Raw genomic sequence first — 22,744 nt, 5'->3', positions numbered from 1 at the left:
GCCTTATATTAATCAATGCGTTGTGAAGGGATGGGATAAGATGTTTAAATCATTTATAAACAAACACCAGTTGACGGAAGATTTTATTTACGTCGCTAAAGCTAACTTTGTGCCACTTGCTGAAAAAATCATGGGTCAGCGCCAAAGTCAGTCTAAAGGACCCTTTTTTGTTGGTATCAATGGATGCCAAGGTTCAGGAAAGTCCACTTTATCGGAGTTTCTGCACGACTATATTCGCCATAATAGCCAATTAAACGTGATTGTCCTCTCTCTAGATGATTTCTATTTTTCACAACAAACTCGTCTGGAGTTAGCAGCCAATATTCATCCTCTTTTAAAAACCCGCGGTGTACCAGGCACCCACGATACAAAGCATATCCAACAGGTTTTCTCTCAATTAAAGCAGGCAGATAGCAATATCGTTTTACCGCGTTTTAATAAAGCCACCGGTAACCCCTACCCTAGCGATGAATGGCCAGAAGCTATTCAACCTGTTGATATTGTTATTTTTGAAGGATGGTGTTGGGGCGTACAAGCACAAAGTGAAGAACAATTAGTTGAACCGGTTAATAGCCTAGAAAAACAGTTCGATACAGATGCAAATTGGCGCACCTATGTTAATCACAAACTATTAAACGATTATCAACCCCTATATGCCCAGATCGATTTTTGGGTGCTATTAAAAGCCCCCTCTTTTAACAGTGTTTATCAATGGCGTTTGGAACAGGAACAAAAGCTGCTATTGAGCGCACAAGGAGATAATCGCAGCGGCATTATGTCTGAACAACAAGTGTTGCAGTTTATTCAATATTATCAACGTTTAACCGAACACTGCCTAGCGACATTACCCGCAAGCTGCGATGTGGTTTTTCACCTTAATAATGACAGAAAAATAGAGAAAATAGTTAGTAAATAATGGGACTTTAAATGATTAAAAAAACATTAGTTTTTACCGATTTAGATGGCACCTTAATGGACCATTATAGCTATAAAACAGAAGACGCTGAAGATACGATCGTCGCGTTGAAATTTCATGATATAGCGATTATTCCTAATACTAGCAAAACATTGTCTGAGATATTAAATATTCGTGAGCAGCTACATTTGACCTCTCCTTTCATTATTGAAAATGGCGCGGCCGTTTATATCCCGGTTAATTATTTTAAAAAACAGCCAACTGGCACACAACAGCAAGGTGATTTTTGGGTGAAGCCTTTTTGCCAAGATAAAGCCCACTGGTTATCGTTATTAACAGAACATGCAACTCAATTTAGTGAATACTTTGAAGGTTTTTCGCAACTAACTAATGAACAGTTAGCCGCGCTGACGGGACTTAACACTGCACAAGCAACAATGGCGAAACAGCGCCAATATGGAGAACCACTTAACTGGTTAGGCTCGCAGGAAGTATTGGCTGAGTTTATTGCACATATGCAAAAACTAGGCGCGAATATTCTACAAGGCGGACGTTTTGTTCATGTTAGTGGTCATGCAGACAAAGGCCAAGCGCAACGCTGGTTAGCAAAGCAGTATCAAGAGAATAACCCAACAGAAGCGTTTCAAACCATTGCACTGGGCGATAGTGATAACGATAGCGCGATGCTTGAATGTGCAACCATTGCGGTGCAAATACGCTCACCCGTGCACGATTTCCCACAGTTAAAAAGACAACATGACGTTTACCAAAGCCAGCAATATGGACCTGCCGGTTGGGCTGAGTGTTTGCACAAAATTGTACTTTCAAACTTAGATGAGCAAACTTAGATAAGCAAATTTAGATAAGAAAAATTAGATTAGTAAAAATGGAGATTTAACATGGCTGATTTTTATCAGAATGGCATTGTTACAACGATGCATAACCTAGCACAACGAAGTAACGAAGACCTTGAAGCCGAACTAGAAACTTTTTCTAAAACTAGACCCATGGGACTGATTCTCCCCTCCCTATTTTCTGAATTGGAAGGTGACGCACTGCCTGCGATTGTTGATCATCTTTGTGAGGTTCCCTATTTATCGGAGATAGTGATCGGCCTAGACAGAGCAACTGAAGAACAGTATCGACACGCGCTAAAGTTTTTCAAAAAACTACCACAACATCACCGTGTATTATGGAACGAAGGGCCAAGATTAAAAGCGCTAGATGCTAAATTACAAAAGCTTGGCGTCGCACCAAAGGAGTTAGGTAAAGGACGTAATGTTTGGTACTGCATGGGGTACACCCTCGCATCAGGAAAAACTGAATCGGTTGCACTGCACGACTGTGACATCGTCACCTACGAGCGAGATTTACTGGCACGTTTAATCTACCCCGTTGCTAACCCCATGTTTAACTATGAGTTTTGTAAAGGTTATTACGCACGTGTAGCAGATGGAAAGATTAACGGTCGCGTTTCACGTCTGTTAGTCACACCTCTAGTTAAAGCGTTGAAAAAAACCGTTGGCCATAACGACTATTTAGAGTTTATCGATAGCTTCCTCTACCCACTAGCGGGTGAGTTCTCATTCAGAAAAGATGTATTAAATGACCTGCGTATTCCTAGTGACTGGGGATTAGAGATAGGCGTGCTATCAGAGATGCACCGCAACTATGCCAGCAACCGTACTTGTCAGGTTGATATCGCCACCACCTATGACCATAAACATCAGGATTTGTCCTTAGAGAGTGTGGATGGCGGTTTGTCAAAAATGTCGATTGATATCACCAAAGCATTTATGCGTAAATTAGCGACACAGGGTGAAACTTTTAGCACTGAGAGTATCCGTACCTTGAAAGCAACCTATTACCGTATTGCTCTCGACTATGTTGAGATGTATCGCGGTGATGCAATGATGAATGGCTTAGATCTAGATATTCATAATGAAGAGAAAGCGGTAGAGATGTTTGCTGAAAACGTAATGACCGCAGGACAAATATTTTTAGATAAACCAATGGATACCCCCTTTATTCCTTCATGGAACCGCGTAGTAAGCGCGATGCCAGATGCCTTAGAGCAGCTGAAAGAAGCGGTTGAATTAGATTATCAAGAATTTAGTGAATAGATTATGAATTAGCAATAAGGGGATGTTATGAGCGATATAAAGGCAACCGCTGAAGAACAGCAAGCATTAAAAACTAAATTAACGCAGCACCTTAATTTTATTTATAAAGAGATAGAGTTGGGTCAAAATACCGAGTCATTGAGTGATGATTTAATTAACATCATGGGTCTTGATAAAAGTTGTTATCAGCCCATTGCTTACCAAAATCATTGGTCGCAACAAGACGTTATTATGATCACCTATGGTGATAGCATTGTTAAAAAAGAGCAGAAGCCTTTAGTTAGCTTGCAACACTTTATGGACACCTACCTTGGTGCTAGCGTTAATAGCGTGCATATATTGCCCTTCTTTCCATACAGTTCCGATGACGGTTTCTCTGTCATTGATTATTCTAGTGTCAATGAAGGGCTAGGCGACTGGCATGATATTAAGGAGATTGCTAAGCATAGACGATTAATGTCAGATCTCGTGATCAATCACTGCTCTAGCCGTAGCGCTTGGTTTGAAAACTTCATCAAGGGCGAGGGCATTGGCCATGATTATTTCTACACTGCGCCTGCGGATATCGATACACTTGATGTCGTACGTCCAAGAACCTCAGATCTGTTAAGAGAAACACAAACAGGCAAAGGGGTACAGCATGTTTGGTGTACCTTCAGTCATGACCAAGTCGATTTCGATTTTAGAAATCCTGAAGTATTAAAAAGCTTTGTATCTATTATCCGTTTATATCTCGATATGGGGGTGAAAATATTTCGCTTTGATGCGGTGGCTTTTTTATGGAAAAAACTCGGCAGTAGCTGTATTAATTTACCCGAAACCCACGAAGTGATCCGTTTATTAAGAACCTTGATCGAGCATTCTCATCCCGATGCGGTCATTATTACTGAAACTAATATCCCCAATACGCAAAACCTCACCTACTTCGGTAATGCTAATGAAGCCCATGCTATCTATAACTTTTCACTGCCACCTCTGTTAATTAATACCTTAGTGACGGGTAGTTGTTTATACCTAAAACGTTGGTTAATGAGTATGCCACCCGCACAAAATGGCACCACCTACTTTAATTTTATCGCCTCACATGACGGTATCGGCTTGCGCCCCGCAGAAGGGTTATTAAATGATGAAGAGATCAACAGTTTAGTTGAAACGATGCAGGAGTTTGGCGGAAAAGTCTCTTGGCGTAGCACTGAGTCTGGTCAACCAAAACCCTATGAAATTAATATTGCTTTATATGATGCCCTGCAAGGCACCACAGAAGGCAAAGATGAATTAGGCCTACAGCGCTTTATTTGTGCACACGCGATTATGTTTGCGTTAGAGGGTATTCCAGGGGTGTATATTCATAGCCTATTAGGTACACAAAATGATTACGAGAAGTTTGAAAATACGCAGCAAAATCGTTCCATCAACCGCCATCGTTGGGATTATCAGGCATTGCAGGAAAAACTAGCTGACACTGATAACCATCACCATATCGTGTTAGCGAAACTTAAAGGCCTGCTTGATATTCGTATTAAACAACCTGCATTCCACCCCAATGCGACCCAATTCACCCTGCATTTAGGCTTGCAACTATTTGGCTTTTGGCGCCAAAGCCTAGATAGAAAACAGAGTATATTTTGCGTCAGCAATATAAATAATGAGGAGATTGTTTTTGCCATTAATAGCTTGAACCTGATTATGAGCGAAGACTGGATTGATCTATTAACAGGTGCAACCATTGATATGGAATTGGAGACATTAACACTCGCTCCCTATCAAACCATGTGGATAAGCAATTGCGATATGGGTGTAAACAACTTGCACTAATTTGGTGACAATTTTCATATTAATTGTCACCCGCACCATCATGAAATAACCGTTGATTAGCAGGGTTCTATGATTTAATTAAGTGATAAATCGACATCATAAAAATAGTTAGTTAGGTTTAAAGATCATAATTAAACAGGATTATGTTGATACAAGGAGATCATGAACTAAGCTTCTTTGACCTACCTTTTTATCTTACTCACTTAAGGACCCGTTAATGTTAGCTATTGATAATAGTTGTATTGTGATATTTGGCGCTTCGGGCGATCTCACGCAGCGCATGTTGATGCCTGCACTGTATAAATTATTCACACAGCAAAAACTACCTACTGCATTTGTTATTCTTGGAGTGAGTCGCAGTACTTATAGTGATCAAGCATTTCGTGATAAATTAATTAACAATATTCCCGCTAGTGCTGTCATTAACAAGCAGTTATTAGCTGATTTTTGCCAACGTATATTTTACCAATCCATTGATACTGCGAATGTAAATGATTATGCAATTTTAAAGGATCGAATTTCTAAGTTAAACGACACTTTTAAGCTAGAAAATAATGCTCTTTTTTATATGGCAACACCACCCAGTTTGTATTCTGTTATTGCCCAACACCTTGCCGCACATCACCTCAATAATGAACAAAAAGGTTGGAAACGCTTAGTGGTCGAAAAACCCTTCGGTTATGATCTTGACTCAGCAATTACACTTGATAAAGCACTGTACCAACATTTTCAAGAGCAGCAAATTTATCGTATTGACCATTATCTAGGTAAAGAAACAGTGCAAAATATGCTAGTACTGCGTTTTGCAAATAGCATATTTGAGCCCTTATGGAATGGTAAATACATTGATTATATTGAAGTCACTGGCGCTGAAGCATTAGGTGTTGAAAAACGCGGGGGGTATTATGATGGTTCAGGAGCAATGCGCGATATGCTACAAAACCATCTATTACAAGTGATTGCGATGGTTGCAATGGAGCCTCCTTCGGTGATTAATGCCGACTCAATGCGCGATGAAGTAGTTAAGGTATTACAATGTTTAAAGCCTCTCTCAGAGCATGATCTCAAACATAATTTAGTACTCGGTCAATATACAGAATCAAAAGTACGTGGCGAAGACTTATCCGCTTACCGCGCAGAAGCAGGTGTACCTGATGATTCAAGAACAGAAACCTATGTTGGCCTGAAAATGTTTATTAACAATTGGCGCTGGAATGGCGTGCCCTTTTATATTCGCACGGGTAAACGTATGCCCACACGCGTAACTGAAGTCGTTATTCATTTTAAAAAGACACCTCACCCCGTATTTTCCGCTCATGCACCGGAAAATAAACTCATTATTCGTATTCAACCTGATGAAGGCATCGTCTTAGGTTTTGGCTTAAAGCAACCAGGTTCAGGTTTTGAGTCTCAAGAAGTTGCAATGGATTTTCATTATAGTGATTTAAAAAAGACGGAGCTATTAACCGCCTATGAACGCTTATTATTAGATTTGATTAAAGGTGATGCCACGCTATTTTCTCGAAGTGACGCAGTACGAGCTTGTTGGAATTTTGTGCAACCAATTTTAGACTATAAAAAGCGATCTTTCTCACTTTATGGCTACGCATCAGGCACATGGGGACCCGTCGAAGCTGAGCACTTATTAATAAAGGATGGGCATAAATGGCGCTCCCCCTGTAAAAATTTAACCGATACCGATTATTGTGAATTATAACGATAAGCGCCTAATTTTTTTGAAGTAACGTAAATAATGATGAGAAGGAAAAGAATAATGAAAGCTGATATTGCAGTGATTGGTTTAGCGGTGATGGGGCAGAACTTAATATTAAACATGAACGATCATGGGTTCAAGGTGGTTGCATTTAATCGTACGGTGGAAAAAGTCGATCATTTTCTTACTAGCGCAGCTAAAAATACCAATATTGTTGGTGCGCATTCATTGTCAGAAATGGTCAATCTACTTGAACAACCTCGTAAAATTATGTTGATGGTGCGGGCGGGTGATGTCGTAGATGATTTTATTGATGCATTGATTCCCTTGCTCGATAAAGGCGATATCGTTATTGATGGCGGTAATTCAAATTACCTTGATAGCAACCGACGCGTTGAAAAATTAAAGAAACACCAGTTACATTTTGTTGGCACAGGTGTCTCGGGCGGTGAAGAGGGAGCACGTAACGGCCCTTCCATCATGCCGGGCGGCGACTCACAAGCATGGCCGCATATTAAACCTATTTTCCAAGCTATTTCCGCTAAAACAGAACAAGGTGAACCTTGCTGTGATTGGGTTGGTAATGCTGGATCTGGGCACTTTGTAAAAATGATCCATAATGGTATTGAATATGGCGATATGCAACTTATCAGCGAAGCTTATCATTTTATGAAAGAGGCATTATTAATGTCTCATGAAGAGATGCAAGCGACCTTTGAAGAGTGGAACAAAAGCGAATTAAATAGCTATTTAGTCGAAATAACAGCACAAATACTGGCCTACAAAGATCAAGATGGGCAGCCTCTTGTTGAAAAGATTATGGATACAGCAGGACAAAAAGGCACCGGTAAATGGACAGGCATTAACGCATTAGATGTAGGTATTCCACTCACCTTAATAACAGAATCGGTATTTGCCCGTTACCTATCCTCTTTAAAACAGCAAAGAGTTGATGCACAAGCCTTATTTAATAAGTCAATCACTCCCATTAAAGGCAATAAACAACAATGGATAGACGCATTACATGATGCATTATTAGCCAGTAAAATTATCTCTTATGCACAAGGTTTTATGCTCATGAAGCAAGCATCACAAGATAACAGTTGGGAGCTTAATTACGGTAACGTAGCGTTAATGTGGCGTGGCGGCTGTATTATCCGTAGTGCCTTTTTAGGCAATATACGTGATGCCTTTGTCACTAGCCCAGACTTAGCATTTCTAGCCTTAGATCCTTATTTTAAAGATATCTTAGTGCGCTGTATGCCTGCTTGGCGGAATGTTGCTGCCACCTCTTTTCAAATAGCACTACCAATGCCCTGCATGACTTCAGCATTAACATTCTTAGATGGTTATACAACGGCAAAATCACCAGCAAATATGATCCAAGCGCAAAGAGATTACTTTGGAGCGCATACCTATGAAAGGCTTGATAAAAAAGCAGGGGAGTTTTTCCATACCGATTGGACAGGTCATGGTGGAGATGCATCATCAACCACTTATGATGCTTAATTAACTGGATTGAGACAATGGGTAGTCAGCACCATTGTCTCGTTATTGATCCGTAGAGCGACTTGAGAGTGAATAACAAAGCCTCAAATAACCACTTATATCAACAAATCACCCACAATAACTAGTCATCTAGAGATAATCTGAACATTAGCACTTTCAGCGACTATTTCGGTATAAACACCATTTCATGCTCAATTGTCGCATCGGGCATAATCACGCTTAAATGTTTAATCATCTCATCCCCTGCTTCTTTCAGTTTATCTAATGGCATCGCAGGCAGGCTTTCCAAAATAATCCACATATTCGGCGTATCAGCGTCAATACGTGTTCTATTTCCCTGACGCCAATTCCAGCGGCGACAAGTAATACCAATATCATCACGCCAAACGACTTCACCTGGTTCAGGAGTCTCTGTTATCGGTTCGCCATTTTTCATTGTATCAAAGTGTTCTGTACCGTCAGCGATCGTCAATCGAGGCATGCCTTGATAAGCATCTATATTTTCTCCACCAACAGGAATCGCATAACGAATACTGATCGCATTATAAATATCAACAATTGGATCAAGACTCGGTATTTCTCCATTTTTTAAAACACGCTTTCGAAGGGCTGCTGCTGAGCAAGGAGTTCTATTAGGCTTTGCACCAAATTTTCTAAATGCCTCTCCCCATGCATCGATGTGCGCAATAGACCAAGAAAAGTCATTCTCCGTAACGTCTTGGCATGCCTCCCTTAACACCTTAGCTGCATATTCTGCATTATTAATCGCAGTCCCTTTTACGGTAATACTCAATGCCCGATATTCAGGCGCTATGTCAGAAATATTAAGGTCAATTGACGGTGTTACAGTAATCATTAAGCATTCCTCATTCGTTTTAAAAACTTACTATTCTTCACGATATATTAAAAATAAATTTATATATCTAACAATACTACTGCTTATATGTTGGATGATTATAGCTTAGTAATATAACAATATGAGTAATTGGATTCGTTCGCGTACACAGGGCTAATCGATATGAATATATTTGAAAGGGGTAAATTTTTCAATAAGTAGAAAGGCACTGTCACTTAATGGAATTTAGGTCATTTCTTCTCACAAATACAACAGCAACCTATTGATATATTATTAAGATTAGCTCAAATGTTAGATGAGATGACTATGTTCAAGCTTAACTTGGCAGTCCCCACGACAGCTGAGTGTAAAACGATGATAAAGGAAAACTACGTGGCTGATGATTTGGGCAGGATAACGATAACCTGCATAGATATTTGAATTTTTCATCAGCAGATTATCGTACAATTGGATGAGGGGTTGATAAGTTGATACCCCCCATTATTATTAATTTCATAGATACACTCTTTTCAAAGTAATCAATGATTTAATAAGGTCTAAGCAACTTCCACTTCAACCAACACCCCAAAGTGATCCGACACAATCGGATAAAAATCGTCATTAAAAATCGCCTGATGCTGCTTTACCGCAACCAATTGATTACTAAGAACCAAATCAATCCGTAAAGCCTGGTTATTTTGTTGCCAACCATCAATATTTTTAATCACAGTGGCACCAGTATCTTTTTTTTCTGCTATTTCATAACAATCAATTAAACCGCTCTGTAATAGATAATCATAACCTTCATTACGTATATGGCTCGGGTTATTGAAATCACCTAGTAGAAAGCTCAACCCTGTTGATAATGTCGCCGTGATACGCTTGATTTGATCTTCAAATGGGCTATCTGAGTCATTCCACCAGCCGCAATGACAATTATAAAAATCGAGTTCACCTTGTTGGGAAGCAACTTTAATACGTACTGCGCGTCGATGTTTCCAAAAACTCACATCATAATTATCACTTAAGTCAATGACCTCATGTTCAAGAATGGGCAGCCGCGTCAAAAATGCTAATCCCTCTTGATATACTTCATAACTTTGGTGAACAAAATCCCACGTCAGTTGGTAGTGATGACCGAGTTCTGCCAGTTTTTTCTGTAATAAATAACCATAGTTATCAGCTAACACGGGATGATTACTTAATATGTTAGCATCAGCGAGCAGACTATCTTGGTGTTGATTAACCTCTTGCAATGCAATCACATCGCACTCTTGTTCAATAATGGCTTGCGCTACTATATCCAACTTTTCTAGCTGTTTATCTTCTTGCCAACTATGGGTATTTAGCGTCAATAACTTCATCTATTATTCGCCTATTTAAATGTACTGAGATATAAACGCAGCTTCAAGGCTGCGTTTATCGATATTGTTCGCTTGTTATTCACACCTAATATAGAGAACGAATTACGCAGGTTGCGCTGCAAACTTATCAAGTAATCTAGATTTAATCACATCCACTCCAGGACCATAAATAACTTGTACCCCATGTTCTTTAACCACTGAACCTAGTGCTCCCGTCGGTTTCCATGCAGAATATTCAGCAACCAATAGCGGATCATTAACCGTAATACGCAAGCGAGTCATACAAGCATCAATCTCAGAAATATTGCCACGTCCGCCTAAATTTTGAATAATAATTTCAAGCTTCTCATCTTGCGACATGCCTTCTGCATTTTCATCTAGATAGTTACCCTTACGCCCCGGTGTTGGTAAATGAAACTTCACAATTAGCAAACGGAACAACGCATAGTTAACCACAAAGAAAACAACACACACCAATGCGAAACGAATTAAATCACCTCCTATGCCCGCTGAAATCATCATTGGTATACGAGTGAGTAATTCAATCAAACCAAAGGCATGTACACGTAGGTCCATAACATCCACCAGTGCAAATGCAATGCCTGTTAACACCGCGTGTGCAACATACAAAACAGGAGCAATGAACATAAACATGAATTCAATCGGTTCCGTCACGCCCGTTAATAACACAGCAAGACATGCAGATAAAAACATCGGTTTATATTGCTTACGTTTATCATTATCAACACAGTGATACATCGCAAGACCAATACCAATCAATGATGACGCTGCTATAATTACTTGGCCCGCTTTAAAACGTGCAGGATGCACAGTATCCAATAAATGCTGGTAAGTTGCCGGATCGCTTAATTTAAGATTATTTAAATCACTTATCCAAGCAAGCCATAATGGGTCTTGACCATAAACGCTTGAACCCGCACTCGCCCCAGTCAATAGCTCATAAGAACCACCCAACTCGGTGTAATTCATTGGAATTGTTAAGGTGTGATGTAAACCAAACGGCAGTAATAAACGTTCTAACGTACCATACAAGAAAGGAGCGGCGATCGGCGCAGTGTCTTTAGAGGTTGCAATCCATTGACCAAAGTCATTGAGTGCACCTTGAATTAAAGGCCATACAATCGATAAACCAAGTGCAATGATCACCGAATAAAAAATAACCATAAAAGGTACAAAACGCTTACCGTTGAAAAATGCTAATGCCTCAGGTAACCGAGAGAAATCATAATAACGGTTATATAAGTTGGCACCTAAATAGCCAGACATAATACCGATGAAAACACCCATATTTAGCGCCGGTGCGCCTAAAATATTAGTGAAAAATTGAGAGACAGGCAGCTCAGTTCCAAATAAACTCATCACAATCGCATGAGGGTCACTCAGCATAGCGTTATCTACGCCTAATATAACCCCGGTGATACGGTTAATTAAGATGAAGGCAATAAGCGCTGCAAATGCACCACCCGCACGTTCTTTGGCCCACGACCCACCAATAGCGACAGCAAATAACAGATGAAGGTTGACAATAATTCCCCAACCAATATTTTCCATAATATGGCCTAGTGTTTCAATCATACCGAACCCACCAGCATACATTGCGACGACTTTACCTAATGAAATCATAATACCGGCTGCTGGCATCACCGCGATAACAACGATAAGGGATTTCCCAAATCTTTGCCAAAAATCAAATGATAGTAACTTACTCATAACTAATTCCTTGGTTGAAATGCAGGTTAACGTCATCAACGCCCTGCGATAAATATAACTTAATTTTTTCTTACAAATAGATACGCTGCATAAGGGGCTATTTGCGTCGGCTTGTTCTTGTTGCGCTAACTTTTGAATTAAATTTCTAGCAGACACATCATAAAAGTCGTTAAGAGAAGCAAGCTGACGATTCACATATGGTTGGTGTGTTTCATATATTCCACCTTGTGTTATCGTTAACACACATGATCAAATAGAATCTAATTAGATACAATGAACTTTTAAATAAACTGTGAGCTTTCTCTGGTTTTTATCTCGAATTGGCCTTCAGCTGAACTGAAATCACGCTTAATCAATTTTTTAACGGCTTGGTAGCCTACTTGATAATAATTAAAAGCAACGGTACTAAGGCTTGGCACTAATAAATCACTGTAGTCATAATCCCCTATGCCTACAATCCACAGGTTATGACCAATTTTTAATTGCTGTTCTTTGGCACGGCGATATAAACGAATGGCAATATTATCGGTGGCACAAAAATAGACATTATTGGGCTGTAATTGAATTTCTTGGTATCCGATTTTTTGCTCCGAATCAGCCAATGCTTGCAACGAAAAATTCAGCTCTGGTATCGTGTCAGTGATGGTTGCTTGCATCAATTTAGTACGGCTTGATAGCATGCGTTCATCATAAATATAATGTACGGCTGCGAGTGGTGCCTGCTGCTCTTTTAACTGAGTGATGGTTTGTGAGACTAACGCTTTAATCGCTGCTTGTTCAGGGTAATATAAACAGCAATGATGGGGTGTGTTTTTACCAATAAATAACACATTATCTAAGGTTTGATAAAAAGGCTCTTCGACACTGTGCTTTGAAGCAATAATAATAGTGCCCAATGCATTTAAGCCATTAAACTCTCTCACGGCTTGGCATTCTGACTCATGGCTAAACCCTGTGGCATGAAACAGCATTCGGACTTGTGATTCATTCGCCGCAGCCAGCGCCCCTTTAATCACTAAACTCGTTGTATATGATTCTATCCGAGGGGCAACGAAACCAATAATATTAGATTGGCTACGAATCGAGCGAGCAAATATATTAGGGGTAAAATGACTTTCTTTGACGATAGCATCAATGTTAAGGCGATTCTCTGCCGAGACATAACCGTCATTAAAGTAACGTGACACTGTCATTGTTGAGATCCCAAGTCGTCTTGAAATCTCCGCCATGGTCATTTTTTTACCCTTCATATTTTCTCCATGAATAATATATTATTGTCATATTATCCAACATTTTGACTGACAACACAGCAAATAAAAAAACACTATCTGATGATATACCCATGCAACTTAGACTTTAAAAAGTGCATAACTCGGATAGGTAGAAAATTTACTGTCAACTTATCGAGTTTATACCAATAGAATTTACTCTATGCTAAATTTTGGACACAACTCACCCTATCCCATTCGACAAAGAAACGATCGCTGAAAAGCACCCATTATTTTCATACTGCGCGACCCGAGTGATCGACACTTAATACGCATTCTTTTTTAACGACAAGGTAAAGATAACCTGCATAGAGGTTTCAATTTTGCATCAGCAGATTATCGCACAATTGGCAGAGGGGCTGTTAAGTTGTCAATACCTCTCGTGATACGGGAATTAATTCAGAGACCATAAGGCGAATATTTAATGAGACCTCACAAGAGTAGAATTAAATGTTGTTGAAACTTTGTGTGAGTATTTAAAAATTGAAGTGGGTGAACTTGACGAACTTCCAACTAAAAATAAAGATGAAAAAATAGAAGAATAAAACTTGAAGCACTTAAGGGATTTTTAACTAAGTAGGAGATGAAAAAATAGTTTGGACACTAGATGGTCACCGAACTGTTTTTATTGGACGCCATAAACGAAAAAATCAACCATAGTGGTTGATTTTAAAGGTTAAATCTTGGAGCGGGCAGTGGGAATCGAACCCACATTATCAGCTTGGAAGGCTGGAGTAATAGCCATTATACGATGCCCGCATAAAGATGCACCTGATAGCAAAAAACAATGCTATTGCATTGTAAATTACTGAACTCACTGTGGCAAGTGAATTAAAACATGGTGGAGGGGGGTGGATTCGAACCACCGAAGCTTTCGCGGCAGATTTACAATCTGCTCCCTTTGGCCACTCGGGAACCCCTCCTAAACTTAAATGGTGCCGACTACCGGAATCGAACTGGTGACCTACTGATTACAAGTCAGTTGCTCTACCGACTGAGCTAAGTCGGCGCCGTCTAAGTGCGGTGAATAATAGAGAAGTTATGGAAACCTTGCAAGCCTTTATTAAGCTTTATTTGCATCTTTTTGTTTGAATGCTCAAAAAGAAAACAAAGCGCTTATTTTTTGTATAACTATCACCAAAATCAAGCTAAACGCAGTGAGACTTCACCACCAATATAGCTCTCAAGCTGACCATCAACTTCTAATAACAATGCACCGCTGTCATCAATGCCACGACAAATACCTGCAATTTTCTTCTCTGCAAGCAGGACATTAACCGGTTTGTCTAAAAAGCAATCTAGCGTAAACCATTTACTTAGATAAGGTTTTAACCCTTTTTTCTCATATTCTGGCAATAATGTCTGTAATTCTGAAATGAGGGTGGCACTCAATAAGTTGCGATCTATTTTCTCACTGCTCAAGCTGGTTAAATCGATCCATGGTTGGTCAATTAATTTAGCCTGTTCAGGCGGCATGCGCACATTGATCCCGATACCAATAACCGTATGGCAAGCTTCATTTGCCTGTGCATTAAGTTCGATTAAAATACCAGCCAGTTTTTTACCTTGATAATAGAGATCATTTGGCCATTTCAGGGAAACGCCTTCAATGCCAATTTTTTCCAATGCATTAACTGTCGCAATGCCAACCAACAAACTCAGCCCTGATAATTTTTCAATGCCAGCATCAAATCGCCAGTAATATGAGAAATAAAGGTGTGAAGCAAACGGTGAAACCCACGTTCGTCCGCGGCGCCCTCTTCCCGCAAGCTGATATTCAGCAATACAGGCTTGACCATTTCTAATATTAGGGATTTTATCTAATAACCACTGATTGGTTGAATCGAGTATCTGCTCGACTTTAATTAATGGTGTACCACTTAACGCGCGAATCACTTTTTCATTTAATAGATCGATGGGTGCCGCACTTTGATAACCACGCCCCGGCACTCTGTAGATATCAACGCCTATCTCCTGTAACCCTTTAATATAGTTATTAACCGAAGTACGTGAAACACCGAGTAACTCACCTATTTTTTCGCCAGAATGAAACTCTCCATCCGCAAGCAGTTTTAACAGTTTATTACCTTTTTCATTTAATTCAGACATGCGCTAGCACCTCAGATAAATTGGTTTCACCAAAAGCACCGATAAAACGGACTTCATGCTCTAATTCAACATTAAAACGCTGCAGCACAGTATCACGCACAAATTCAGCGAGTTTTACAACATCCACCGCTGTGGCATCGCCTTTATTGACCAATACTAATGCTTGTTGCTGATGTACCGCCGCGCCACCAATCTGCTTACCCTTTAGGTTTGCTTGGTCAATTAACCAACCTGCTGCGAGCTTCACAACACCAGCAGGCTGTGGGTAATTTGGCATGTCGGGATAAAGCACTAAAAGCGCATTGGCAACATTTTGCTTAACGACTGGGTTTTTAAAGAAACTGCCCGCATTACCAAGAATAGTTGGATCCGGCAGCTTTTCACTACGTACTTGGCAAACAGAGTCATATATTTTTTTAGCCGTTATCTGTCCATCCTGATTTAAACTACTCAAGCCACCATAACGACTCTGTGGCTGCCATTGCTTAGTTAAGCTGATTGTTACCTGAGTGATCAACGCATTTTTAAACGCGGGTGTTTTAAAAATGCTATCACGATAACCGAACAAGCACTGTTCACGTGTCAGTGTATGCAACTCACCACTGTTGAGGTCTATATATTCTACCGACGTGCAAAAATCTTTAAATTCTGTACCGTAAGCGCCAATATTTTGTACCGGAGCAGCGCCAACAACACCTGGAATTAATGCAAGATTCTCTAAACCATCAATCCCTTTTTCGACACAATCAGTGACAAGCTGATGCCAATCTTCACCAGCCCCGACTTGTAGCTGGTAACTATTTTCAGACGCAGTGATTTCAATACCTAATAGTTCAACTTTTATAATCAGTCCGGCAAAGTCCTCACAGAATAAAACATTGCTACCGCCTCCTAAAATAAGGATCGGTTGATTCTGTTGTTGGGCGCTTTTTATTTGCAACAAAAGATCAGGGAACTGCGCGCGCGTTTGCAAACGAAACAGTTGTTGCGCCTTTGCTTCAATAGCAAAACTATTAAATAACTTGAGTGAGCAATTAGTTTCTATCATGATTGTGCCTTATTGAAATAGAAACCTTAGCTTACCATAAACTAAGCGTTATCATTCAAGCTGAAAATCAACTCAAAGCAACACAGGAAGAGAATGTTAGATTCGAATTATCACTTTATTGAATTAGAAAAACTAAAATATCCTTTAGTTAACCAATTCTATAAACGTGTTTATAAAAAGGGGATTGCAGGTAAAAACGAAGCTGTTTTTATTTTAAGAAATAAGCAGGAAATTATCTGTAGCGCCAAGCTAAAATCGATTGAAGGGTGTTTATTATTAACAGGCGTTGCTTGTGATGAACGTTATCAACATCAAGGTCATGCAAGTCGCTTAGTAAAGCAGGTATTAGAGAAACAGCAGCAAGCCATTTTCTGTTTCCCTTATCCACACCTTCAAGACTTCTATCTTCGCCTTGGTTTTTCGCTGTTAGCCGTAGAGGACGCGCCGCAAAACATTGGTCAGCGCTTTTTACGTTATTTACAACATCGAGAGTTGTTATTGATGGTCCGTAAATAGTTCGAGCAGATGTTCGTAACCCGCACTCTGCATCTCTTCAACCGGGATAAATTTCAGTGACGCCGAATTAATACAATAACGTAATCCGCCTGTTTCTTGAGGGCCATCCTCAAAGACATGGCCAAGATGAGAATCAGCATCCTTACTACGCACTTCTGTACGGGTAGCAAAAAGACGATTATCCACTTTCTCAGTAATTAACTCACTCTCTAAGGGCTGGGTAAAACTTGGCCAGCCACAATGAGAATCGAATTTATCAAGCGAACTAAACAGGGGCTCACCAGAAACAATATCAACATAAATTCCCTGTTGAGTATTATCCCAATAAACGTTATTAAAAGCAGGCTCCGTCGCCTCCTCTTGGGTTACTGCATATTGTAATTCTGTCAAACTTTCACGTAAAACATGCACTTCAGGCTTCTTATAATTGGCCATTTTTATCTACCTATATCTCTGAATACAGGGTCAGTATCACATTAAAGTTAATCAAATGGCAACGACTAGCACTAATCTCGAATAGTTTGTTGCTTATTATTAATAAGCGCTTGACGCATTTGTTAAAAAGCGTAATTATTATGTTAACTAATTATTTCGAGATTAATTGATGAAAGCATTTTTCACACCTTTGCCAACTCTCCTGCTGATGCTAACTGCATGCGGGTGGCGAGTGTCTGAATAACATCAATTAACACTCTAAAAACCCGCACGTACTGCGGGTTTTTTTATACCCGCGTATAAATCAACAGAACAAAAAAGGGATTTCTTATGTCAGATCAAGTGATAATTTTCGACACTACATTACGTGATGGTGAGCAAGCACTGAGCGCAAGCCTTACTGTAAAAGAGAAACTACAGATCGCATTTGCCCTTGAACGCTTGGGTGTAGATGTAATGGAAGTGGGCTTTCCCATCTCATCACCGGGTGATTTTGAATCTGTACAAACCATTGCAAAAGAGATTAAAAACAGCCGTGTATGTGCTCTTTCACGTGCGTTGCCAAAAGATATCGATGCTGCTGCTCAAGCATTAAAAGTGGCAGATGCCTTCCGTATTCATACCTTTATATCAACCTCTACTATCCATGTGGAAAACAAACTAAAGCGCAGCTTTGATGATGTGTTAGAGATGGCGGTTAACGCCGTTAAATACGCACGTAATTTGACCGATGATGTAGAATTTTCTTGTGAAGATGCTGGTCGAACCCCAATTGATAATTTATGCCGCATGGTTGAAGAAGCCATTAAAGCAGGTGCACGCACCATAAATATTCCTGACACTGTTGGCTACACCATTCCAAGTGAGTTTGGCGGCATTATTAAAACTCTCTACCAACGTGTCCCTAATATCGACCAAGCGGTTATCTCGGTACATTGTCACGATGATTTAGGTATGTCTGTTGCAAACTCTATTACTGCGGTTGAAAATGGTGCACGCCAGATAGAATGTACGATGAATGGTATTGGTGAACGCGCGGGTAACTGTTCACTGGAAGAGGTGGCGATGATTTTAACCACTCGCCAAGCAAAAATGGGCTTTACCACCAATATTAATCCCGTTGAGATTTCTCGTACCAGCCAATTAGTGAGTCAGCTTTGTAATATGCCAATTCAATCGAATAAAGCGATTGTGGGTGCCAATGCCTTTTCTCATTCATCAGGCATCCATCAAGATGGTGTTTTAAAATCACAAAATACCTACGAGATCATGACCCCAGAAAGTGTCGGCCTATTAACCAATAAATTGAATCTAACCTCGCGCTCTGGTCGTCATGTTATTCAACATCGCATGCAAGAGCTAGGTTACCGCGATAGCGATTACGATATGGAAGAGCTATACACTAGCTTCCTTGAACTTGCCGATAAAAAAGGACAAGTCTTTGATTACGATTTAGAAGCATTAATGTTCTTTAATCAGGTTAATAGTGAACCTGAATTCTATAAACTGGGTAATATTAGCGTGTTATCTGGCTCAGGCTTGGTGGCGACAGCAACGGTCACGATGCAGATTGGCGATCAACAGAAAGTAGTTGAAGCGGCAACAGGAAATGGCCCTATTGATGCAGCTTACCAATGCTTGATGCGAATTTCTGGTCTTGATATCACCATGGAATCCTACAAAATCAGTGGTAAAGGTGAAGGTAAAGATGCATTAGGGCAGGTTGATATTGTGGCGTCTTATAACGGACAAAAATTTCACGGGATCGGTTTATCAACAGATATCATCGAGTCCTCAGCACTCGCACTAGTACATGTGATGAATCACATCAATTTAGCAAAAGAGGTTGAAGAGCAAAAGAAGCAACGCTTACAAACCGAGCAAGTGTAATCAATAGCAACTAACTTTAATTAACGCTAATAATGAAAGGCAACTGATTACTTTGGTATAATCAGTTGCCTTTCCCATTTTTAAAGAAGAGAAATAATATGAAAGTTATTGTTATCCCTGTTACTCCCTATGAGCAAAACTGTAGTTTAATTATTTGTGAAGAAACCAAAAAAGCAGCGATTGTTGATCCAGGCGGTAATCCTGAACGCATTCTTGCAATGGTTGAAAAGCATGGTGTAACAGTTGAAAAAGTATTATTAACTCACGGTCACCTTGACCATGTTGGCGCAACAGAAGTGGTTGCGAACAATTTGAATGTCCCTATTATCGGCCCAGAGAAAGAAGATTTATTTTGGCTTGAACAGCTAGAATCACAAAGCCAACGTTTTGGTTTTCCTCCTCATACAAGCTTTACACCAACCGCATGGCTTGAAGAAAATGAGATTGTAGAAGTGGGTAATATTAAATTAAAAGTACTACACGTCCCAGGGCATACACCGGGCCATGTGGCATTACTAGATGAAGATAGCAATCAGATCATCGTTGGTGACATTCTTTTCAGTGGCAGCATTGGCCGCTCTGATTTTCCTCGTGGCGACCAATTCCAACTCGTCAGTGGCATCAAAAACAAGTTGCTAACCTTACCTGAAGCAACGGTTGTGTATCCAGGGCACGGACCAACAACTACCATTGGCCATGAAAAACGTAGCAACCCTTTCCTACGTTAGGGGTTCTTATACAGAGTGATCTTTATAACGGGATCACTCGACCATTTACTATTAACTCCCCTAGCAGAAAACTTGTATCCAAACTCAGGGTTTGCTCATTATGCAGCAAGAACCCGGTCATCAAGCCCATCTGTAATGATTCTGCTAATAAAGGTTCATCTAATAACGTCGCCGGTAATGCTAAACTTAAATCACCACTTACATAATCAAGTAAGATATAAGGATTAACCAGTATTTCTATTAATGGGGCTTCTTTATCCAAGGTAATATCAAACTTACCATCCACCTCCCCCCATGGCGTAGTAGAATTCAGTTCTGACAGCGTTAATTGCGCACCATTACCGACCAATTCAATCAATGCACTTTCAATATCCTGAGCGCTACCTGTACCTTGACTGAGTAACTCAAAAGCGGGTTGGTACAAGCCTGTAAGTGACAGTTTGAGGCGGTTATCAGTAAAGGTTTGCTGAATGCCATTGTTAAACTGATAAGCCCTTAATAATAACTCATTGCTAGTATCGATGGTTTTTTCTACTTTTCCCTGACGACTACTGCCGGTTAACTGTGCCCCCTGCAATAAAGAGTAATTATTTTCCTGTTGTATCTCGACGCTATCAACAATCAATTTGTAATCATAATCACTTTGCTTTAACTGCTCACCAATATTGGAAATAAGTTGTAGGGAATTTAACGCAAAAGAGGTGCTATTAGTTGAGCCAGTAACACCAGCCCAGTCCAATCGAAGCTCACCAATTTGAGTATCCAGGTCAACGTGATAATTAAGTTGTAGGGGCTCAGATATAAAAACTTCAGAGTCGCTTTCATACTTTCCAGATAGGATGGTTAATTGCCCCGTTAGCTGCGAAAAAATATTAATTTTTTCAACGGAATTTAGCCAATAAGGTGTACCAAAATAATTTTCTGCACGTTTTGCTAAACTTTTATCCGCTATCTCAATACGATTATTGATCACCGCTTGGTAAGGGAAATGTGAAATCGTAGAAGTGATATTAAGTGTCAGCAGCGTTTCTTGATCAAGCGGTATTTTCACCTGACTAATAGCGCTAGCGCTAAACAAGTGACGCTGATAATCGATTAATTCAACAGAGAAATCATCGTGTTGATTTTCAGCTAATGCAACTTTAATTTCCTTTTCAGCTATTTCAGCCACAAAAAAAGTCATTAATAAGTAAATCACAGCTATTATCAACACTGTTATTGGAAGTTTTTTCATCCGTACCTTTTATTTTTAAGACTTAAAATGTCACGATTTTACTTCATTATTTTAGAAAAACGCTGTAGATTACAACAATCGCACCACATATATGTGCGATAAACTATGTTTTTTAATTTTTTTATCGAGTTTTTTATCAGGAGTTTTAATGAGTTCACATAAATGGCATTGGTTACATAGCCCTATAACTGGTGGGGTTTTATTAGTTATCGCCGCAGCAGTAGCACTTGCATGGGCAAATATTGCACCCGACCATTACCACCATGTTTGGCACCACACTTTGTGGGAGCATTCATCTGGTTTTAGCGACAAAATTCAACAAATCAATTTACATAAAATCGCCAATGAATTTTTAATGGCAATATTTTTCTTCTTCATTGGTTTAGAAATTAAACGCGAACTATTAGATGGTGAACTATCAAGTATGCAAAAAGCGGCATTGCCACTTTTCGCTGCACTAGGTGGCGTACTTGCACCAGCAGGTATCTACTACCTATTTAACGCAGGTCTCCCAACGGCAAATGGTTGGGGCATCCCAATGGCGACAGATATCGCCTTTGCACTTGGTGTATTAGCAATTGTTGGTAGCCGAGTTCCGGTTACGCTTAAAGTATTCCTATCTGCACTCGCGATTGGTGATGATTTAATGGCCGTTATCGTAATTGCTATTTTCTACACCGAACAGATCTTCATGAATGAGTTGATGGTTGGTTTAGCGGGTCTTGTTATCTTAGGCATTGCTAACCGTATGGGTGTACGTAATAAAATATTCTATTACGGTATTGGTCTATGTATTGTATGGATTAGCTTCTTAGCATCAGGTGTTCATGCAACTGTTGCTGGTGTAGCCGTTGCATTTACAATTCCATCTCGTCGTGAAATTTCAATGAAGAGCTACCTTGAACAAACCAAAGCGTTGTTAAAGGGCCTTGAAGCTGAAAAAGATTGTGAAGAAGATGTATTAAGTAAACATGCGATTAAAACGTTGAAAAAAGTTAAATCATTAAGCTTCCAAGCGGCTAACCCGTTACAGCTTAAAGAAGATGCTTTACACCCTATCGCAACACTGTTTATCGTGCCATTTTTCGCACTTGGTAATGCCGGTGTAATTATTGATAGCAGCATGATGAATGAACTAACTAACCCGGTTGTACTTGGTATTGCTGCAGGTCTAATCGTTGGTAAACCGTTGGGTATTTATCTGTTTACTAAACTATTAATCGCACTTAAATGGGGCTCTTTACCAACGGGTGTAACTTGGACACACGTTATTGGCGCCGGTTTCTTAGCTGGTATTGGTTTCACTATGTCACTGTTTATTACCGACCTTGCGTTTACTGACCCACAGCATCAAGTCATTGCTAAAGTAGCGGTATTTGTAGCGTCTCTGGTATCCGGTATTATTGGTTACATTATTTTAATACGTGCTAAACCGATTGCTGAATCAGCATAAAGTAAGCTAGTATGAATTTTTAAAGCCTGCATTAAGCAGGCTTTTTTGTACCTTTT

At 39.8% G+C, this 22,744-nt stretch carries 18 protein-coding genes, 3 tRNA genes and 1 pseudogene; 10 read left to right on the top strand and 12 right to left on the bottom strand.

Annotated features, from left to right (window positions below; genetic code table 11):
• Positions 1 to 40: 40 nt before the first annotated feature.
• The 6 genes from QQK09_RS09205 (at position 41) to gnd (ending at position 8,077) form a co-directional block, all read left to right on the top strand.
• Positions 41 to 916, top strand: a complete 876-nt coding sequence (locus tag QQK09_RS09205) for a P-loop NTPase fold protein (protein WP_284203838.1) — start codon at positions 41 to 43, stop codon at positions 914 to 916.
• Positions 917 to 927: 11 nt separating this feature from the next.
• The gene (locus QQK09_RS09200; RefSeq protein WP_284203837.1) at positions 928 to 1,764 is read left to right on the top strand and encodes an HAD-IIB family hydrolase; all 837 of its coding nucleotides are present in this window, start codon (positions 928 to 930) and stop codon (positions 1,762 to 1,764) included.
• 51 nt (positions 1,765 to 1,815) lie between these two features.
• Positions 1,816 to 3,039: a glycosyltransferase family protein gene (locus QQK09_RS09195; RefSeq protein ID WP_284203836.1), complete on the top strand. Its 1,224-nt coding sequence runs from the start codon at positions 1,816 to 1,818 to the stop codon at positions 3,037 to 3,039.
• Between the two features lie 27 nt (positions 3,040 to 3,066).
• Positions 3,067 to 4,854, top strand: coding sequence for a sugar phosphorylase (locus QQK09_RS09190; RefSeq protein ID WP_284203835.1), 1,788 nt, complete (start codon positions 3,067 to 3,069; stop codon positions 4,852 to 4,854).
• A gap of 217 nt (positions 4,855 to 5,071) precedes the next feature.
• On the top strand, positions 5,072 to 6,571 hold the full coding sequence (gene zwf, locus QQK09_RS09185) for a glucose-6-phosphate dehydrogenase (protein WP_284203834.1): 1,500 nt from the start codon (positions 5,072 to 5,074) through the stop codon (positions 6,569 to 6,571).
• A gap of 57 nt (positions 6,572 to 6,628) precedes the next feature.
• Positions 6,629 to 8,077 (top strand): decarboxylating NADP(+)-dependent phosphogluconate dehydrogenase, encoded by a 1,449-nt coding sequence (gnd, locus tag QQK09_RS09180; RefSeq protein ID WP_284203833.1) that lies wholly within the window; start codon positions 6,629 to 6,631, stop codon positions 8,075 to 8,077.
• Positions 8,078 to 8,240: 163 nt separating this feature from the next.
• Here gnd and QQK09_RS09175 read toward each other — a convergent pair whose 3' ends face one another.
• The 10 genes and pseudogenes from QQK09_RS09175 to murB form a co-directional block, all read right to left on the bottom strand.
• Entirely contained in the window at positions 8,241 to 8,933 is a 693-nt protein-coding gene (locus QQK09_RS09175) for a B3/B4 domain-containing protein (protein WP_284203832.1), read from the bottom strand.
• 333 nt (positions 8,934 to 9,266) lie between these two features.
• A pseudogene (locus QQK09_RS19370) lies at positions 9,267 to 9,362 on the bottom strand (IS6 family transposase); the annotation flags it as partial.
• Positions 9,363 to 9,469: 107 nt separating this feature from the next.
• Positions 9,470 to 10,276 carry an endonuclease/exonuclease/phosphatase family protein gene (locus QQK09_RS09170; RefSeq protein ID WP_284203831.1) on the bottom strand — a complete coding sequence of 269 codons (807 nt, stop codon included), beginning with the start codon at positions 10,274 to 10,276 and terminating at the stop codon, positions 9,470 to 9,472.
• Between the two features lie 102 nt (positions 10,277 to 10,378).
• Entirely contained in the window at positions 10,379 to 12,007 is a 1,629-nt protein-coding gene (locus QQK09_RS09165; RefSeq protein ID WP_284203830.1) for a PTS transporter subunit IIBC, read from the bottom strand.
• Between the two features lie 281 nt (positions 12,008 to 12,288).
• Complete coding sequence (locus QQK09_RS09160; RefSeq protein ID WP_284203829.1) at positions 12,289 to 13,257, bottom strand: LacI family DNA-binding transcriptional regulator; 969 nt, start codon at positions 13,255 to 13,257, stop codon at positions 12,289 to 12,291.
• 702 nt (positions 13,258 to 13,959) lie between these two features.
• Positions 13,960 to 14,034: transfer RNA gene (locus tag QQK09_RS09155), tRNA-Gly, on the bottom strand.
• Positions 14,035 to 14,114: 80 nt separating this feature from the next.
• Positions 14,115 to 14,198: transfer RNA gene (locus QQK09_RS09150), tRNA-Tyr, on the bottom strand.
• Positions 14,199 to 14,208: 10 nt separating this feature from the next.
• Positions 14,209 to 14,284 (bottom strand) — tRNA-Thr (locus QQK09_RS09145).
• A gap of 134 nt (positions 14,285 to 14,418) precedes the next feature.
• Complete coding sequence (gene birA / locus QQK09_RS09140) at positions 14,419 to 15,384, bottom strand: bifunctional biotin--[acetyl-CoA-carboxylase] ligase/biotin operon repressor BirA (protein WP_284203828.1); 966 nt, start codon at positions 15,382 to 15,384, stop codon at positions 14,419 to 14,421.
• The gene (gene murB, locus QQK09_RS09135; protein WP_284203827.1) at positions 15,377 to 16,432 is read right to left on the bottom strand and encodes a UDP-N-acetylmuramate dehydrogenase; all 1,056 of its coding nucleotides are present in this window, start codon (positions 16,430 to 16,432) and stop codon (positions 15,377 to 15,379) included. Before murB ends, birA begins: the two co-directional genes overlap by 8 nt.
• 93 nt (positions 16,433 to 16,525) lie before the next feature.
• Here murB and QQK09_RS09130 point away from each other — a divergent pair, with 93 nt between their 5' ends.
• Positions 16,526 to 16,948, top strand: a complete 423-nt coding sequence (locus tag QQK09_RS09130) for a GNAT family N-acetyltransferase (protein ID WP_284203826.1) — start codon at positions 16,526 to 16,528, stop codon at positions 16,946 to 16,948.
• Here QQK09_RS09130 and msrB read toward each other — a convergent pair.
• Positions 16,928 to 17,383 carry a peptide-methionine (R)-S-oxide reductase MsrB gene (gene msrB, locus QQK09_RS09125; protein WP_284203825.1) on the bottom strand — a complete coding sequence of 152 codons (456 nt, stop codon included), beginning with the start codon at positions 17,381 to 17,383 and terminating at the stop codon, positions 16,928 to 16,930. The genes QQK09_RS09130 and msrB overlap by 21 nt on opposite strands.
• A gap of 330 nt (positions 17,384 to 17,713) precedes the next feature.
• Here msrB and leuA point away from each other — a divergent pair, with 330 nt between their 5' ends.
• Together leuA and QQK09_RS09115 are read left to right on the top strand one after the other, a co-directional pair.
• Positions 17,714 to 19,273 (top strand): 2-isopropylmalate synthase, encoded by a 1,560-nt coding sequence (leuA, locus tag QQK09_RS09120; RefSeq protein ID WP_284203824.1) that lies wholly within the window; start codon positions 17,714 to 17,716, stop codon positions 19,271 to 19,273.
• Between the two features lie 98 nt (positions 19,274 to 19,371).
• A complete protein-coding gene (locus tag QQK09_RS09115) occupies positions 19,372 to 20,001 on the top strand; it encodes an MBL fold metallo-hydrolase (protein WP_284203823.1) in 630 nt (209 codons plus the stop codon).
• Between the two features lie 22 nt (positions 20,002 to 20,023).
• Here the strand turns inward: QQK09_RS09115 and QQK09_RS09110 are convergent, their stop codons facing one another.
• Positions 20,024 to 21,235 carry a DUF945 family protein gene (locus QQK09_RS09110; RefSeq protein ID WP_284203822.1) on the bottom strand — a complete coding sequence of 404 codons (1,212 nt, stop codon included), beginning with the start codon at positions 21,233 to 21,235 and terminating at the stop codon, positions 20,024 to 20,026.
• 148 nt (positions 21,236 to 21,383) lie between these two features.
• Between QQK09_RS09110 and nhaA the strand changes: the two genes are divergently transcribed.
• Positions 21,384 to 22,688 (top strand): Na+/H+ antiporter NhaA, encoded by a 1,305-nt coding sequence (gene nhaA / locus QQK09_RS09105; protein WP_284203821.1) that lies wholly within the window; start codon positions 21,384 to 21,386, stop codon positions 22,686 to 22,688.
• Positions 22,689 to 22,744: the final 56 nt, after the last annotated feature.

It is taken from the genome of Psychromonas marina (assembly GCF_030161115.1).
In the GTDB taxonomy this organism is placed as follows: Bacteria; Pseudomonadota; Gammaproteobacteria; order Enterobacterales; family Psychromonadaceae; genus Psychromonas; species Psychromonas marina.
Note: the sequence above shows the minus strand (reverse complement) of the source record. Positions and strands in the feature narration are given on the sequence as shown.